Genomic DNA, 16280 nt, shown 5'->3' with positions numbered 1-16280 from the left:
CGATCGATCGCCTATGATCAACCACTCTGGACTCTTGGTCGGTGTCGATCTATACCTGGGGTGTGAGGTACGCCGATAGTGGTGGCCTGTCCGCTGCCGGGCGGGTCAAGCGGGAGCAGGTACGGATGCAGGCCGCGCGGATGTTCGCCGTCGATGTGCCGGCGACGCGGGTCGCGGCCCGGTTGCGGGTGTCGACGAAGTCGGTCTACCAGTGGCGGCGCCGCTGGCGGGCGGGTGGGATGACCGCCCTGGCCTCGACCGGGCCGGGTGGAAACCTCTCCCGGCTCTCGCCGGATCAGCTCTTGCGGCTACGCGCCGAGTTGGATCTCGGCCCGGCCGCGCACGGCTGGACCGAGGACCAGCGGTGGACCCTCGCCCGGGTCGCCACCCTGATCGGCCGGCTGTTCCACGTCTCCTACACCCTGCGCGGCGTGTCCTATCTGCTGCACCGCATGGGCTACACCCCGCAGGTGCCGAGGCATCGGGCCGTGCAGCGCGATGAGAACAAGATCGCCGACTGGCGGGCCACCACCTGGGCCAAGGTACGAGGCTAGCGGCGGCGACCGGAGCGTGGATCGTCTTCGAGGACGAGGCCGGACAGACGCTGCGCCCACCCCGTGCCCGGACCTGGGCCCGCAGGGGCCACACTCCCGTCGTGCGGGTATCGGGCAAGGGCTCGGGCCGGGTCTCGATCGCCGGACTGATCGCCTACAAACCTGGCGAACGCGGCCACGTCTTCTACCGCCTGCGCGTCCACCGCAACCGTGCCGGTGAGCGCCGCAGCCTGTCCGAGGACGACTACGCCACCCTGATCACCGCCGCGCACCACCGGCTCCACGCCCCGATCATCCTGATCTGGGACGGAGTCAACACCCACACCAGCCACGCGATGCGCCAGCTCATCGCCGCCCTCCACCGGTGGCTGACCGTGGTCCAACTACCCGCGTACGCACCCGACCTCAACCCCGTCGAGGGCCTGTGGTCAACGATGAAGTCCAGCCTCGGCAACCTCGCCGTCGACGGCGTGGACCACCTCGCCGCGATCATCCGCAACCGACTCAAACGCATCCAGTACCGACCCGACCTGATCCCCGGCTTCCTCGCCCAGACCGGACTCAGCCTGCTACCGGAACCACCGTGACCGAAACAGACCCCAGACTTTCAACCGCTGGCATGGGGCAATAGTCAGAATCAGCAGCGCATAGATCGGACATTCGGTTGACACAGATCTGACCTTGACAGCGCCCGCGACATCTCGGCCAGATCCGGCGGCACGTCTGGGATCGCGAGCGCAGTCAGCCTAGGATCGACGGGCTGAGCGGTCACAGGTTCACACGTGCCGAGCCAGATGGAGGGGATCGGGGATGACACTGCTGCGGGATCTGATCAACATCCCGACCTCGGTGGGCGACTCCGACTTCGTCGTACGTGCCGCCGCCGGTGCCGATCTGGCCAACTACGTCGTCACCGACCAGCTCCGGGACAGCTTCGCCAAAGCACTCGCCAAGGTCGAGCACGCCGTCACCACCGGCCGGTCCCAGGCGAGCTTCCTGCACGGCTCCTTCGGCTCCGGCAAGTCGCACTTCATGGCCGTACTGCGGGAAATCCTGCACGGCAACCCCGAAGCCCGCGCCCTGCGCAACCTCGGCGAGCAGGTGATCGCCGCCGACACGTGGCTCACCGGGCGGCGGCTGCTCACCCTCACCTTCCACATGCTCGACGCCCGCTCGGTCGAGCAGGCCGTGCTGGAGGGCTACCTCAACCAGATCACCGCCCTGCACCCCGACGCGCCGGCGCCCGCCGTACACCGGTCCGACGCGCTGTTGACCGACGCGGCCCGGCTGCGCGCCCGGATGGGTGACGAGGCGTTCTTCGCCGCGCTCGGTGACGCCGACCCCGGCGTTGCCGCCGGCAGCGCCGCCGGGTCCGACTCCGCAGCCGGCTCGGACGGCGAAACCCCCGGCTTGGCCGTGTTGCACAGCCAGCGGCAGGGCTGGACCGCCGACCGGTACGCCGCAGCCGCCGCCGAGCCGCCCGGCACCGCCGAACGCGACCGGCTCGTCACCGCCCTGACCACCGCGTTTTTCACCAACGCGGTACGCAGCGGCGAATACCTCGACCTGGACACCGGCCTCGCCGTCATCACCCGGCACGCCAGCAACCTCGGCTACCACGGGATCGTCCTCTTCCTCGACGAGATGATCCTGTGGCTGTCCACAAAGCTGAGCGACCACGTCTTCGTCAACACCGAAGGTGCCAAGCTGAACAAGCTCGTCGAGTCGGCCGACGCCGACCGGCCGATCCCGCTGATCTCGTTCGTCGCCCGGCAACGCAATCTGGAGGATTTCCTCGGCCCGCAGGTCGGCGGCACCGAACGCGAAGCCCTCGCGCTTGTCCTGCGTAGCGTCCAGGGCCGGCTCGGGGAGATCCCGCTCGCCGACACCAACCTGCCGGAGATCACCGAGAAGCGGCTGCTCAAACCGCGCAGCGACGAGGCGAAGGCGGAGATCGACCGGGCGTTCGCCGTGGTCCGCGGTGACCGGCAGGTCTGGGACATCCTGCTGCTCGGCGCCCAGTACGGCGACGCCGGGATCGGCTCCGACGCCACCGCCTTCCGCAAGCTCTACCCGTTTTCGCCGGCCCTGGTTGCCACCCTCGTCGCCCTCTCCCAAGCCTTGCAGCGGGAACGGACCGCGATCAAGGTGATGACCGAGCTGCTCGTCGAACGCCGCGACACCCTGCGGATCAACGACCTGATCGGGGTGGCCGCGCTGTTCGAGCCGCTGGTGCTGCGCGGCGAACTGCCTGACCGGATCGAACTCAAGCAGCGCTTCCAGGCCGCCCGCGAGCTGTACGGCAAGAAGCTGCGCCCGCTGCTGCTGCGGCTCAACGGCATCACCGAAGCCGACGCCGCCGCAAACACCCAGTTCGAACTCGACGACAAGCTGATCAAGACGGTGCTGCTCGGGGCGTTGGTGCCCGAGGTGCCCGCCCTGCACAACCTGACCGCCGGCAAACTGCACGCGCTCAACTTCGGCACCATCACCTCGCCGATTCCCGGCTACGAGCACCAGATCGTGCTCAACCGGCTCAACAAGGTCGCCAACGAAGCCGGCGAGCTGCACCTCACCGACGGGGCCGACCCGGTCGTCACCATCGAGCTGCACACCGTCGACTACGACAAGCTGCTCGACCTGGTCCGGCCCGAGGAGGCGACCACCGGCGGCGCGTTGCAGCAGCTGCTGCGCGAGCTGGTCAGCACCGAGATCGGGCTGACCGGCGCCACCGGGCAACTCGGCGAGCTGCAACACCTCCGGGAATGGCGCGGCCGGCGACACACCGTCCAGGTCAAGTTCGGCAACGTACGCGACGCCGACAGTATGCCCGTCGCCGCGCTGCTGCCCACCGGCGACGCCTGGCGGATCGTCATCGACTACCCGTTCGACCCGCAGGGCCGCCCGCGCAGCGACGACCGGGCCCGGATCGAGGCCCTGCCGCGCGATTACCGCAGTGTCTTCTGGCTGCCGCTCTACCTCAGCGACCAGATGACGGGCCACCTTGCCCAACTGTCCAAAATCAACTATCTGCTGGGTGGCACCGGTGAGCGGTACAACGACGCCGTCCGGGACTGGCCGGTGAGCGAACGCCAGCAGGGCCGCGTCTACCTCCAGCAGCGGCAGACCCAGCTGCGCGGCACCGTCGTCAACGCCCTCAAACAGGCGTACGGCGTCGCCACCGCGCAGCCCGGCGACGTCGTCGAGGACAGCGTCGGAGTGCTGCACACCCTCGACGATGCCGTCGACGGCGAACTCGGCGACCCGCGCGGCGGCACCCTGGCCCAGGCGTTCCACAATCTCACCGGCCAACTGCTGGCCCTGACCTACCCGGGCCGGCCGGCGCTGCCCGAGGACGAGAAACCGCCGACCAGCGCCGAGCTGGCCAAGGTCCTCCAATACGCCCGGCAGGCCGTCGCCGACCCCGCCCGAGGCGTCACCGTCCCGACCACCGACCAGCGGACCCTGCGGCGGATCTGCAACAACCTGCAACTCGGCGAGCTGGCCGACCACCGCTACGTGCTCACCACCAGCACCAGCTACTGGACCCGGCACCTGCTGCAGAAGGCCGCCGCCGACGGCCACCGGGACAGCTTCCCGGTGCACCGACTGCGCGGCTACCTCGACCAGCCGGAGCCCCGAGGCTTCGACCGCAGCCTGCAGAACCTGATCCTGTGCGTCTTCGCCCTCGACCACCAGCTCGCCTGGTACCTCAACGAAGGCCAGGTCACCGTTGACCGGGTCGACGCCGTCACCGACGCCCACGAGCTGAAGTCCCCGCCGATGCCGAGCGACACCGACTGGCGCCGGGCGATCGAACGCGCCCAGCACCTGTTCGGTCAGGTGCTGCCGGCCTGGCTCATCCCGGGGAACCTCGCCAAGGCGGCGATCCAGGTCCGGAAAGCCGCCACCGAACGCGGACCGGCCGTCAGCGACCTGCTCGACCAGCTCACCGCGCACGCCGGCACCCTCGGCCTCGACCCCGCCGGCGACACCGGCCGGATCGGCGTCACCCGCCGCCTCGCCCGACTGCTCACCGACCTGCGCCACGAACGCGACGACGTCGTCCTGATCGCCCAACTCGCCGGCGCCGACTTCGGCGACATCGACGACGCGACCGTAGGTACGGCGATCGCCAGCGCGCCGACGCTGATCCGCGTCCTGCGGGACACTCAGTGGGCGGTGCTGACCGCCATCGCGTCGATGGCCGACGACGACCAGCGGGCCCGCGCCCTGGTCGACCGGCTGCACACCGCCGCCGGCCACCACCAGCACGCCCTCGACCTGGTCAGCGAGCTGCACGCCGTGTTCGGCGCGGCAGCCGCACTGCTCGCCGAACGCCGCCCCATCCCGACACCGCCGACACCGGACCCGGCTCCGAACCCGAATCCGATGCCGAACCCGCAGCTGCCCGGCGGGGGCGCCACGGTCGCCGTCGCCGATCCCTCCGATGTGGCCGGCGTGGGCCTCGACCACACCGGCGGCCTGAACCCGCTGCCTGGCCCAGGCCTGGTCCCCGGAGCCAAGGTGCCGCACCAGCGGACCATCGTCGACGAGGCCGGCCTCAAGGAACTCACCGACGAGATCGGCGGCGAGCTCGCCCAGGGCAGACGGGTCCGGATCACCTGGGAGACCGAGTGACCGCAGCACCTACTCAGCCGACCAGGACCCTACCGGGCCAGCCGGACGTCGTACGGCCCGACGCCGTACGCCGCAAAGTCGACGCCTGGCTGAAGGAGGGCGACGGCGCCGACGCCATCGCGCTGCGCGCCGCACCGGTCTGGGACAGCGACCCGGTGATCGTCGTCGGCGGCGTCCGGCTACGGGTCGTCGCCTGCCCGACGCCGCTCGCCGCCCGCGCCGCCCTGCACGACCGGGCCGACGACGAAAAGCTGGTGCTGCTCACCGACCTGCCCGACGCCGTCCTCGGTGACGGGCTGCTCGCCCACCTCAGCCGCCAGTCCGTCCGCAGCGTCAACGCATGGGAACTCGTCCGGCAGATGTTCGGCGGCGTGCGACTCGACCCGAGTCTGCCGACCGACCGCCGCTGGCTGCCCGCCGCGCTGGCCGACCACGCCCCCGTCGACGGCTGGCCGACTCCGCCCGGCACGATCCTCACCCGCGACCATGCGCTGCGCTGCCTCACCGCCGAGCTGCTCGGCATCGACCGCGACCAGCTCGACGCCTCCGGGCTGCTGCAGTGGACCACCGACGCGCCGGCCCAGCAGCGGTTCACCGACACGGTCGCCGCCGACGTCGCCGACGGGATCACGTCCTATCTCCGCGACGTCGCCGGGCCGATCGCCGAGCCGGTGATGGCGGCGGTCCGCGCCGGCCACGGCGTCGACGTCATCCCCATCGGACTGCTCGCCGAGATGCTCTGGCCCACGCCCGCCAGCGGCACAGCCGGCAGGCCAGTTGGCGCAGCGGCCAGCGGACCGGGCGGCGTCGAGGTCGCCGTCGCCCGGACCCGGCTCGAACCCCGCTTCGGCGCCCTGCGGATGACCCCGGTGCAGGCAGCCGCACTGCATGACGCCGCCGACGCCTGGGTGGCCCGCGCCCTCGACTCCGACGACGAGCTGGCCCGCCAGCAAGGGCTGCGGCTGGTCCGGCGGGCCGAGGCCATCGCCGCCGACATCGAGCTGACCAGCCAGCTGGCGGCGTCCAGCCTGCTGCCCGCCGGCGTCACCTGGCGGCTGCGTGCCTTCGCCGCCGCCGTCCGCGCCGCCCTGCCGCCGCCCGGCGCACCCGCCGCCGGCACGGTCACCACCGCCGGGCTCAGCCGCGCCGAAGCCGCGTTCAAACGGCTCAGCGAACACCGGGCCGCCGACCGGGGACGGCGGACCACCGCCCACATGGCCCTGCGCCTGCTGCGCTGGCTCAGCCGACCGGCCGGCCAGCCACCCCGGACCCTGTACGCCGCCCTGCAACGGCAGGTCACTGTCGACGGATGGGTGGACCGGGCCCGGCTCGACGTCTTCGCCGGCGACGTCGACCCCGAGGTTGCCGAGGCGTACCAGGCGCTGCACCGGGCCGTCGACGTCCGCCGCGCCCGCCACGACGAGCAGTTCGCCGTCCTGCTCACCGAAGCCACCCGCGCCGACGCCGAACCCGGCCGGATGCTGCGCGTCGAAGACGTCCTGGACCGGGTCGTCGCCCCGATCCTCGACGCCGGACGCCAGGCGCTGCTGCTGGTCATGGACGGCATGGGTGTCGCCGCCGCCACCGAACTCGCCGAGTCGCTCAGCCGCGACGGCAGCTGGATCGAGCTGACCCAGGCCGGCGGCCCCCGGGCCGGTGTCCTCGCCGCGCTGCCCACGGTGACCGAGGCCAGCCGGTGCAGCCTGCTCAGCGGCCGACTCGCCGTTGGCGGCCGGCAGACCGAGCAGACCGCGTTCGAACGGCGGTTCACCGGTGGTCGGCTGCTGCACAAGAGGTCCCTGCGGGCAGGGGCGGGTGCCGCCATCGACCCCGAGGTCCGGGCCGCGATCGACGACCCGTCGGTGCCGGTGCTGTCCGCCGTCGTCAACACCATCGACGACTCCCTCGGCTACGGCGAGCCCGGCAGCACCGTCTGGGGCCAGGACACCGTCCCGGCCGTACGGGACCTGCTCGCCGTCGCCCGGCACCGGGTGGCGGTGATCGTCTCCGACCACGGGCACGTCGTCGACCGTGGCCCCGAGGCGGTCACCCTCCCCGGCGGCGACGGTCAGCACAACCGGTGGCGACCGGCCGCCACCGACAACGCCAGCGACCGGCTCGGTGACAGGCTGGGTGGCGGCGAGATCGTGGTCAGCGGGCGGCGGGTGTTGCTCGGCGGCGGCACCGTCGTGCTGCCCTGGCGGGAGGAGCTGCGCTACGGCCCCCGCAAGGCCGGCTACCACGGCGGCGCCGCCCCGGCCGAAGTCGTCATCCCGCTGCTGATGTTCACCGCAGGCAACGAGGAGTCGGTGCCCGGCTGGCAACCCGCCCCGGTCGCCAGCCCCGACTGGTGGCGGGAGCCGGTGTCGTCGACAGGGCAGCCCGGCACCGGTGGCGGCGGCCGGTCCGGTAACGGCGGCCGGCGGGCATCGGCCAAGGGCGGACAGTCGGCGAAACCGGTCCAGGTGGAGCAGTTGTTCGACGTACCCGCCGATCCGCAGCAGCCGACGACGGCCGCGCCGGTGGCAGCCACGCCGGCCGACGCGGACCGGGCGCTGATCGACCGGCTGCTCGCCAGCGAGCGGTACGCCCAGCGCCGCAACCCGCGTACCCCGCTCGACGACGACCGGGTCGCCGCCCTGCTCCGGGTGCTGCTGGCCGGCAACGGCCGGGCCGGGCTGGAGACCCTCGCCGCGCAGGCCGGGGTGCCCGCCCACCGGATCCAGGGCACGGTGACCGCGTTGCGTCGGCTGCTGCAGGTCGAGGGCTACCCGGTGCTGACCATCGACGCCGACGGGCAGACCGTCGTGCTCGACAGGTCGCTGTTGGTCGAGCAGTTCGACCTCAGCGAGTCGTCGTGACCGTGCCGACCCCGCCGGGCAACCCACCGGAGATCTCGCCCCGTCGCCGCCGCGACATCATCGACGCGCTGCGGCGCGGTGCGGTGCCCGCCAACGGCCTCGACGCACTCGCGGTCGGACTGGACCGGTTCGCCGCCGCCATCGACGACGACCTCGACCGGGTCGCTGGCGGCGGCAGCGTCTTCAAAGCCGTCCGTGGCGAGTACGGCGCCGGCAAGACGTTCTTCGCCCGCTGGCTGGCCGAACGGGCCAAACAGCGCGGTTTCGCCGCCGCCGAGGTGCAGATCTCCGAGCTGGAAACCCCGCTGCACCGGATGGAGACCGTCTACCGACGGCTCGTCGAGCACCTCAACACCGAACAGTTCGCCGCCAGCGCCCTACGCCCCGTCCTCGACGGCTGGATCTTCGCGCTGGAGGAGGACGTACTTGCCTCCGGCACTGTCAGTGAATCGGACCGCGACGGGCTCGACCGGGCCGTCAGCGACCTGCTGGAACGCCGCCTCGCTGAAATCTCCCGCAGCACCCCCGGGTTCGCCGCCGCGCTGCGCGGCTACCGCACCGCCACCGCCGTCGGCGACCAGCTCACCGCCGATGGGCTCGCCGCCTGGCTCGCCGGGCAGCCGCACGTCGCCGCCGCCGCGCGCCGGGCCGCCGGAGTCAAAGGCGACCTGGACCACTTCGCCGCGCTCAGCTTCCTGCGTGGCCTGCTCACCGTGCTGCGCGACAGCGGCCATCCCGGTCTGCTGCTCGTCCTCGACGAGGTGGAAACCCTGCAACGGGTCCGCTCCGACTCCCGCGACAAGGCCCTCAACGCGCTGCGCCAACTCGTCGACGACGTCCACGCCGGACGGTTCCCCGGCCTGCTCCTGGTGATCACCGGTACGCCCGCCTTCTACGACGGCGCACAGGGGGTGCAGCGCCTCGCCCCGCTGGCCCAACGCCTCGCCACCGACTTCGGCGGCGACCCCCGCTGGGACAACCCGCGCGCGGTGCAGCTGCGGCTGCCCGGTTTCACCGTGCCGGCGCTCGTCGAGCTCGGCGTACGGGTCCGCCGGATCTACGGCAGCGACCGGTTCGCCGACCGGATCGACGACGCGTACCTGACCGAGCTGGCCGACGCGGTCACCGGCAGACTCGGCGGCACCGTCGGGGTGGCGCCCCGGATCTACCTGAAGAAGCTCGTCGCCGATGTGCTCGACCGGGCCGACCAGTTCGTCGACTGGGACCCGCGCCGGCACTACCAGCTGACGCTGCGCTCCGACGAGCTGACCCCGGTCGAACGCAACGCGGCCAGCGCCGGCGAGGTCCCGTTGGACCTGCCGTGACCGACACCGGCGAGCTGCACCCGGTCCTGACGTACCACCTGGTCAACACCCTGGGCTGGCGGGACCTGCGGCCGATGCAACGGGCTGCGGTCGGCCCGATCCTCACTGGCGAGGACGCCTTGCTGCTGGCCCCGACCGCTGGCGGCAAGACCGAAGCCGCCGTGTTTCCGTTGCTGTCGAAGATGGCCGACGCCGGCTGGCCCGGCACCTCGGTGCTCTACCTGTGCCCGTTGAGGGCGTTGCTGAACAACCTGCTGCCCCGGCTGGAACGCTACGCCGACTGGTTGGGCCGCCGGGCCGCCCTCTGGCATGGCGACGTCACCCCGGCCCGCCGCCGGGCGATCCTCGCCGGCCGTCCCGACCTGCTGCTGACCACCCCGGAGTCGCTGGAAGCGATGCTGGTCAGTGCCAACGTCGACCACCGGTCGTTCTTCGCCGGGGTGCGGGCCGTGGTCGTCGACGAGGTGCACGCCTTCGCCGACGACGACCGAGGCTGGCATCTGCTGGCCGTCCTGGAACGGCTCACCCACCTGGTCGGCCGCCCGCTGCAGCGGATCGGACTGTCGGCCACCGTCGGCAACCCGGACGACCTGCTGACCTGGCTGCAGGGCTCCGGCGCGGTCACCCGCCCCGGTCGGGTCATTGCCCCGGCCGCCGACCCGGGCGCGGGAACAGCAGCGGCAGGCCGGCCACCGCCTGGCGACGTCGAACTCGACTTCGTCGGCTCGCTCTCCAACGCCGCCACTGTGATCGCCGCGCTGCACGCGGGCGAGAAACGGTTGGTCTTCTGCGAGTCCCGGCAGACCGTCGAAGAACTCGGCCAACTGCTGCGTCAACGCGACATCACCACATTCCTGTCGCACGCCTCGCTCTCCGCCGACGAACGACGCCGCTCCGAACAGGCGTTCGCCGAGGCCCGGGACTGCGTCATCGTCTCCACCAGCACCCTTGAGCTGGGAATCGACGTCGGTGACCTCGACCGGGTGATCCAGATCGACGCCCCGGCGACCGTCGCGTCCTTCCTGCAACGGCTCGGCCGGACCGGACGTCGACCCGGTGCCACCCGCAACTGCCTGTTCCTCGCCCGCGACGGCGACGCGCTGGTCGAAGCGGCGGCGCTGCTGACGCTCTGGGGCCGTGGCTGGGTGGAGCCGGTCATCCCGCCGCCCGAGCCCCGGCACATTGTCGCTCAGCAGATCCTCGCCCTGAGCCTGCAGCATGGGCAGATCGGCGACCAGGAGTGCATCGCCTGGTGGAACGGGCTGGCACCGTTCGACGAAAGCGCCCGGCCGATCCTGCGGCACCTGGTGGACAGCGGGTACCTCGACACCGACAGCGGCATGCTGTTCATCGGCCCCGAAGCCGAGAAACGGTTCGGGCACCGGCACTTCATGTCGATGACCGCGGTCTTCACCGGGCCACCCGAGTTCACCGTCCTGCACGGACGATCCGAACTCGGCCGGATCGACCCGAGCCTGCTCACCGAGGAGGTCCGGGGCGACCGGCGGCTGCTGCTCACCGGGCAGAGCTGGCGGGTCACGTACATCGACTGGCGGCGACGGCGCTGCTTCGTCGAACCGGCCGACGGCGGCGGGAAGGCCCGTTGGACGGCTGGTGGCCTCGCCGGGCTGGGCTACGAACTGACCCGGGCCATGCGTGATGTCCTGCTCGGCACCGATCCACCGGTACGGCTCACCGGCCGCGCGGTCGACCGGCTGCACCGCGTACGCGACGAGCGCTCCTCGCTGGTGCACCCCGGTGGCAACGTCGTCCTGCGTGACCGCTCCAGCGACCTGCGCTGGTGGACCTGGGCCGGATACCGGGCCAACGCCACCCTCGCCGCGACCCTCAGCGAGGTGGTCGACCCGGTGCAGCGCTTCGACGACTGCCAGATCCGGCTGCGCGCCGACCTGACCCCCGTCGACTGGCGTTTCCTCACCGCCGACGCCACTGACCGGATCTGCCTGCCCGAGGTCGACGAGAAGGCCCTGGCCGGGCTCAAGTTCAGCGCTGCCCTGCCGGCCCGGCTCGCGATGGCGACCCTCGCCACCCGGCTGGCCGACCGGTCGGCCGCTCTGGCTGTCCTCCGCCAAGGGGCCCGATTCATATTGGTTTAGGATGCCCGGGTGACCGATCAGGACCTTCTCGCCCGTGTTCGGGAGCTGCGGGAGCGGGGCAGCTCACCCAAGCAGATCGCCAAGGCCCTCGGGATGGCGCCGTCGGCCGTCGCGCCGCTGGTCCGCCAGATCGCGGCAGCCCAGCAGGCGCAGGCCGACCCGGCGGACCGGGCGCTGCTCGGCTGCTGGGTCAACCCCGGCTGGAGCGTCGGCCTCGGCCTGGCCGAAGCGCCCGACGAGTGGGCGGCCGCCGACCCGCAGGCCGGTGTCGAAGTCGGCCCCAGCGGCCTGGTGCACGTGCTCGTCGCCCGCCAGGAGCGGGCCAGCCGGGCCACCGTCTGCGGCTTTCTGATCGACGTCTACTGCCTCGGAGTCAAGAACGCCATCGGCCCGCTGCCGATGAGTGTCAGCACCATCGACGACTTCCGCCGCGAGTTCTTCAGCACGCTGGACGTGTCGCCGCTGGTCGCGCCGCTGGAGCTGGCCCAGCACCTGGTGCACGGGGCGGTCGCGTACGCCCGGGGTCTGGGTTTCGAACCGCACCCGGACTTCGGCCCGACGGCCCCCTACCTCGGCGCACCGGCCACCCCCACCCCGATCCAGTTCGGCCGCGACGGCAAGCCGCTCTACATCTCCGGCCCGTACGACGACCCGCGCGCGATCATGCGGACCCTGGAGTCGACGGCGGGTGCCGGCAACTTCGACGTCGTCACCCACGTGTGACGCTGCCGAAAGGCGACAGCGAGCCCGATTCGATACGTCTTCACAATTAGTTTTGACTGCATCACCCTGGGTTTGTGGGTGGATCGGGTTTGCTCGTTACCCTCGACGGGCAGAGCGGAGTCGGCAAGACCACGGCCGCGCGGTTGCTCCACGAACAGTTGCGCGCTCAGGGCAGGCGGGTGCTGCTTACCCGCACCCCGTCCGACTCGGAGGTCGGCTCCCTCGCCCGCGCCGGCACCTTCACCTACCGCGCATGGGAACTCGCGCTGCTGGTCGCGGCCGACCGATACCACCACGAGCGTTGCGTGCTGCGGCCAGCGGTCGCCGACGGTGCGATTGTGATCTGCGACCGCTATCTCGCGTCATCGCTCGTGCTGGATCCGCTCGACGGCGTCGCGTCCGATGTGGTCTGGGCGATCTACCGCCACCTGCCGGTTTCCGACATCGCAATCATCCTGATTGGAGACCCAGAGGTCTGCGCCCGTCGGGCAGCGACCCGTGGGCACTACAGCCGCTTCCACACCCCCGGCCCGGCGACCAACCAGCGCGAACGGGCCGGCTTCGTCGCCGCTGCGGAGGCGCTGCGCCGGGCCGGGCATCCTGTCCTGACCTACGACATCGGCACCGACACCGCAGCCGCGGTGGCCCGGCAACTCGGTTCGTACCGCTGCCCGGCACTCGAATCTACGAACAGGCGGCGACCAACGGCCTGCGGGGCACCCACCTGCAAGCGGACTGGGACGGCGACTGGGCGAAGTTTCACATTCATCACAACGACCGGCACTGGTGGGGGACCGCGCAGCAGTGGGCACAGACGCAGCAGTCGTATGACCTGCTGAGAAACTTCGTGGAAGAGAACTGGGGCCGGCAAGGCTGATCCCGGGACGCACACCATCGTGCTAGCGTCCCCGCGTGCCTGCGGCCGAACCGGACATCGCCGCCCGCCACTGCCTCACCGAGGCGGAGGCCGACCGGCTCTGGCGATGGTTGCTGGACCGACAGGGGCTCGGCGCGAGTCGACGGTACACAGACGTCCCGCAGATCGCCGAAGCCGCGCTCGGGCTGCACGCCGCCCGGCTGCCGTCACCGTACGCCACCGTGCTGGCCCGCGCGCACAGCCCGGACGTCGCGATGCGGCTCTGGCACCCGCACACCCACCGGGCCGTCACCACCATCCGCTGCATGCGCAAGACCCTGCACACCCTGCCGCTCGACCTTGCTGCCGCAGCCCACGCCGCCACGCTGCACTACCGGGAACGTGACGCCCTGCGCCAGGTGATCAACGCCGGGCTGACCGACCGGATGATCCGCCGGACCACCACCGCGATCGAGGCGCTGCTCAGCGAGGCAGGGCACCTTCCGCACCGGACGATCGAGGAACGTCTCTGCGGTGGGGGCACCCCGGTTGTCGCCGTCCGCCTTGCGTTGAAGCTGGCCTGGGAGCGTGGGCTGGTCACGTACCGCAACCGGAGTGCCGGCTGGAACCGCGAACAGCGCACCTTCGCGCTCACCTCCACCGCCCACCCCGACCTCGACCTGAGCCTCGACCGGCCGACCGGCACCGCGCGCCTCGTCGAGGCATACCTGGACCGGTACGGGCCGGCGTCGCTGCGCGACGTCGCCTGGTGGGCCGGGTTCTCCCGCAGCGCGATTCTGGCAGCGCTGGACAGTGGTAACAGGCCGCTCGTCGCTTTGCACGCGCCGTGGACCACCGCGACCCTGTACATCTACCGTGACCGTTTCGAGCAATTCAGTCGCGACGGGCACGAGGAACCGTCGGACGAGGCGCATTTTCTGGCTCACGAGGACGTCGCCTTGAAAGCGTATGCCGAAACCCGGTCACGCTATCTCGGCAATGTGGCCGAACGGGCAGCGTTCAACCAGATCGGCGAAGCGCTGCCGACGATCGTCGTCGCGGGCAAGGTCGTCGGCATCTGGCGATGGAATCAACCAGAGCGTGCAGTGTCCTGCATCGTGTTCCGCGGCCGGGTCACCTCGGCAATCCGGGCCGGGATTCGACGGACGGCCCGACGCGTGACCGCCGGCCTGCGGATGGGTTACGACGGCAGCGCACCGGTGACCGGCACCATGTCCTCCATTCGGCGTCTACCAGGGCCGGTAGCGTCCTCGGCGCCCCGACACCTGAACGAGGTTCGCTGATGCTCCCGCTGCCCAGTGCCGCAACGCTGCAGGACCTGCAACGGTACGTCTCCGAGATGGAGAAGGACCGAGGATTCGCCGACCGCAGCGCCGTCGACCAGTGTCTGCTGTTGGGGGAGGAGGTCGGAGAGCTGTTCAAGGCGGTGCGCAAACAGGAACGGCTCTCGATCGAAGCCACTTCGATCGTCGGCACCGTCGATGAAGAACTCGCCGATATCCTGATTTTCGTCTGCGCGGTCGCCAACCGGTACGGCATCGACCTCGACGACGCGCTACGCCGCAAGGAGGCCCACAACGAGCAGCGCGTCTGGGCGTGATGGTGACGGTCAGGTCGCGTTCGGCGAGCGCGTCCGGTAGCCGTGCTGGGCCGGCGCGCTGGCGCTCCTACAGTGCGATGCCGTCGTGGAAACGCACCGCGCCGGAGGCTGCCCTGCGGTGGCGTACCGGCGGGCCAGGGCGGCGAAGGCGGCGGCCAGCTCCGGAGGGCCGACGACCTCGATGTCGGTGTCGAACATGCCGACGGTGCTCGCCAGACCCACCCACGACCAGGAGCCCAGGGTCAGCCACCGGACCCATCTGATGCGCCGCACCGTCCATCTGCTCACCGCCGCCGACGCGGTGGCCTGGCGTCCCCGCCACGACGCCATGCTGCGGCAACGGGCCCTCGCCGGCTACCGCCGCGAGCTCGCCGGGGTCGACCTCGACGCGCTCGCGGCGGCCGGTCGGGCGGTGCCGGCCGACGGCGAACCCCGGACGATGACCGGCCTGGCCCGCGCCCTGCCCGACCCGTGGCGGCAGCTGGAGCCGAGAGCTCTGGGGGAGGTGCTGGTCGCGGCACTGATCCCGATGGTGCAGCTGCCGCCGCGCGGCCTGTGGCGTACCGCCGGTGGGGCACGCTACCGGCCGCTGGCGCGGTGGGTCGGCCAGCAGCCGAACCCGCTGACCGAGGCAGCCGGCACGGACCCGGTCGGCCAGACGCAGGTACGGCGTTACCTGGCGGCGGACGGGCCAGCCGCCAGCGCCGACCTGCGCGCCTGGTGCGGACTGGCCGGGCTGCCGGCCGCCGTGGCGGCGGTCCGCGACGAACTGGTCGTCTTCCGCGACCAGCGCGGTCGACAACTGCTCGACCTGCCGGACGCGCCGCGACCCGACCCGGACACTCCCGCCCCGGTGCGGTTCCTGCCGGCGTTCGACAACGCGGTCCTGGGCTACGACGACCGCAGCCGGATCATCGACGACGCCGACCGCGGCCTCTCCCGCGCCGAGCGCGCCGCCGTGGCCGAGGAAGGGGAGAGCGTGGCGGCGTTCCTCTCCGACGGCGACAGCCACCGGGTGCGCCTCACCAGCGGCTGAGGCGGGCCGGCCCGGCTCAGGTTTCGCCGTTGCTGATCCGGGCACACCCGCCGTGACGCGGGAGGGGGGTGGTGACGATGGCACGACGGGACCGCGACGCCGAACGCGACGCTGACCGCGACGCCGAGTGGGCCGGCGACGAGGGGCAGGCGTTCGTCGACGACCTGGAGCAGCGGTCGGCGTACCGCCAGGAGATTCTGGACGACGTCGTCGCGCCGCCGACCGACCCGGTCCGCGAGGTCAAGGAGCGCGACCTCGACGACCCGGCCGACGTGCCGATTCCGGCCGAGGTGCTGCGCGACGGCGGCCCGACCCGCTCCGGCGGCGGGCTGACCACCACCGGTGGCACCGCCGGCCCGGCCAGCACCCGCCGTGCCACCGGCCCTGGCCGGGGCAAGGACCCCGGCCGTGGGAAGAAGGGTCGGGGCAAGGTGGCGCCGACGACGACCGGGGACGCCACCAGCGGCGGCATGGGTACGCCGGCCGGCGGCACGACCAGCGACGCCACCACCCGCGAGGCGTAGCCGCCGCCACCCGCGAGCAACC

General features: G+C 71.8%; 13 protein-coding genes. 12 read left to right on the top strand and 1 reads right to left on the bottom strand.

Annotation, left to right across the window (positions count from 1 at the left end; all coding sequences use genetic code 11):
• The first annotated feature begins 41 nt into the window (after window positions 1-41).
• The 10 genes from ACN27F_RS14965 (at window position 42) to ACN27F_RS14920 (ending at window position 14698) form a co-directional block, all read left to right on the top strand.
• Window positions 42-554, top strand: a complete 513-nt coding sequence (locus ACN27F_RS14965; RefSeq protein WP_421434097.1) for a winged helix-turn-helix domain-containing protein — start codon at window positions 42-44, stop codon at window positions 552-554.
• A complete protein-coding gene (locus ACN27F_RS14960; protein ID WP_421440219.1) occupies window positions 518-1141 on the top strand; it encodes an IS630 family transposase in 624 nt (207 codons plus the stop codon). The genes ACN27F_RS14965 and ACN27F_RS14960 overlap by 37 nt, the downstream gene beginning before the upstream one ends.
• 223 nt (window positions 1142-1364) lie before the next feature.
• Window positions 1365-5195 carry a phage resistance protein gene (locus ACN27F_RS14955; protein WP_421434094.1) on the top strand — a complete coding sequence of 1277 codons (3831 nt, stop codon included), beginning with the start codon at window positions 1365-1367 and terminating at the stop codon, window positions 5193-5195.
• On the top strand, window positions 5192-8056 hold the full coding sequence (gene pglZ / locus ACN27F_RS14950) for a BREX-2 system phosphatase PglZ (RefSeq protein WP_421434092.1): 2865 nt from the start codon (window positions 5192-5194) through the stop codon (window positions 8054-8056). The genes ACN27F_RS14955 and pglZ overlap by 4 nt, the downstream gene beginning before the upstream one ends.
• Entirely contained in the window at window positions 8053-9381 is a 1329-nt protein-coding gene (gene brxD, locus ACN27F_RS14945; RefSeq protein WP_421434090.1) for a BREX system ATP-binding protein BrxD, read from the top strand. Before pglZ ends, brxD begins: the two co-directional genes overlap by 4 nt.
• Window positions 9378-11498 carry a DEAD/DEAH box helicase gene (locus ACN27F_RS14940; RefSeq protein ID WP_421434089.1) on the top strand — a complete coding sequence of 707 codons (2121 nt, stop codon included), beginning with the start codon at window positions 9378-9380 and terminating at the stop codon, window positions 11496-11498. The genes brxD and ACN27F_RS14940 overlap by 4 nt, the downstream gene beginning before the upstream one ends.
• 9 nt (window positions 11499-11507) lie before the next feature.
• Complete coding sequence (locus ACN27F_RS14935; RefSeq protein ID WP_421434087.1) at window positions 11508-12221, top strand: hypothetical protein; 714 nt, start codon at window positions 11508-11510, stop codon at window positions 12219-12221.
• A gap of 74 nt (window positions 12222-12295) precedes the next feature.
• On the top strand, window positions 12296-13060 hold the full coding sequence (locus tag ACN27F_RS14930) for a dTMP kinase (RefSeq protein WP_421434085.1): 765 nt from the start codon (window positions 12296-12298) through the stop codon (window positions 13058-13060).
• 73 nt (window positions 13061-13133) lie between these two features.
• Window positions 13134-14381: a DNA glycosylase AlkZ-like family protein gene (locus ACN27F_RS14925; protein ID WP_421434083.1), complete on the top strand. Its 1248-nt coding sequence runs from the start codon at window positions 13134-13136 to the stop codon at window positions 14379-14381.
• On the top strand, window positions 14381-14698 hold the full coding sequence (locus ACN27F_RS14920) for a MazG nucleotide pyrophosphohydrolase domain-containing protein (RefSeq protein WP_421434081.1): 318 nt from the start codon (window positions 14381-14383) through the stop codon (window positions 14696-14698). The genes ACN27F_RS14925 and ACN27F_RS14920 overlap by 1 nt, the downstream gene beginning before the upstream one ends.
• Before the next feature lie 9 nt (window positions 14699-14707).
• Here the strand turns inward: ACN27F_RS14920 and ACN27F_RS14915 are convergent, their stop codons facing one another.
• Window positions 14708-14971, bottom strand: a complete 264-nt coding sequence (locus ACN27F_RS14915; RefSeq protein WP_421434079.1) for a hypothetical protein — start codon at window positions 14969-14971, stop codon at window positions 14708-14710.
• Between ACN27F_RS14915 and ACN27F_RS14910 the strand changes: the two genes are divergently transcribed.
• Both ACN27F_RS14910 and ACN27F_RS14905 read left to right on the top strand, forming a co-directional pair.
• Window positions 14961-15734 (top strand): DNA glycosylase AlkZ-like family protein, encoded by a 774-nt coding sequence (locus tag ACN27F_RS14910; RefSeq protein WP_421434077.1) that lies wholly within the window; start codon window positions 14961-14963, stop codon window positions 15732-15734. The genes ACN27F_RS14915 and ACN27F_RS14910 overlap by 11 nt on opposite strands.
• 77 nt (window positions 15735-15811) lie before the next feature.
• Window positions 15812-16258 carry a hypothetical protein gene (locus ACN27F_RS14905; protein ID WP_421434075.1) on the top strand — a complete coding sequence of 149 codons (447 nt, stop codon included), beginning with the start codon at window positions 15812-15814 and terminating at the stop codon, window positions 16256-16258.
• Window positions 16259-16280 lie beyond the last annotated feature (22 nt).

This window comes from Solwaraspora sp. WMMB335, assembly GCF_049179075.1.
Lineage (GTDB): Bacteria > Actinomycetota > Actinomycetes > Mycobacteriales > Micromonosporaceae > Micromonospora_E.
Note: the sequence above shows the minus strand (reverse complement) of the source record. Positions and strands in the feature narration are given on the sequence as shown.

Bases quoted from the DNA above. Each gene is read 5' to 3' on its own strand.
- ACN27F_RS14910 (WP_421434077.1), top strand. From the start codon at position 14,961: ATGCGCCGCACCGTCCATCTGCTCACCGCCGCCGACGCGGTGGCCTGG.
- ACN27F_RS14905 (WP_421434075.1), top strand. From the start codon at position 15,812: ATGGCACGACGGGACCGCGACGCCGAACGCGACGCTGACCGCGACGCC.
- ACN27F_RS14920 (WP_421434081.1), top strand. From the start codon at position 14,381: ATGCTCCCGCTGCCCAGTGCCGCAACGCTGCAGGACCTGCAACGGTAC.
- ACN27F_RS14955 (WP_421434094.1), top strand. From the start codon at position 1,365: ATGACACTGCTGCGGGATCTGATCAACATCCCGACCTCGGTGGGCGAC.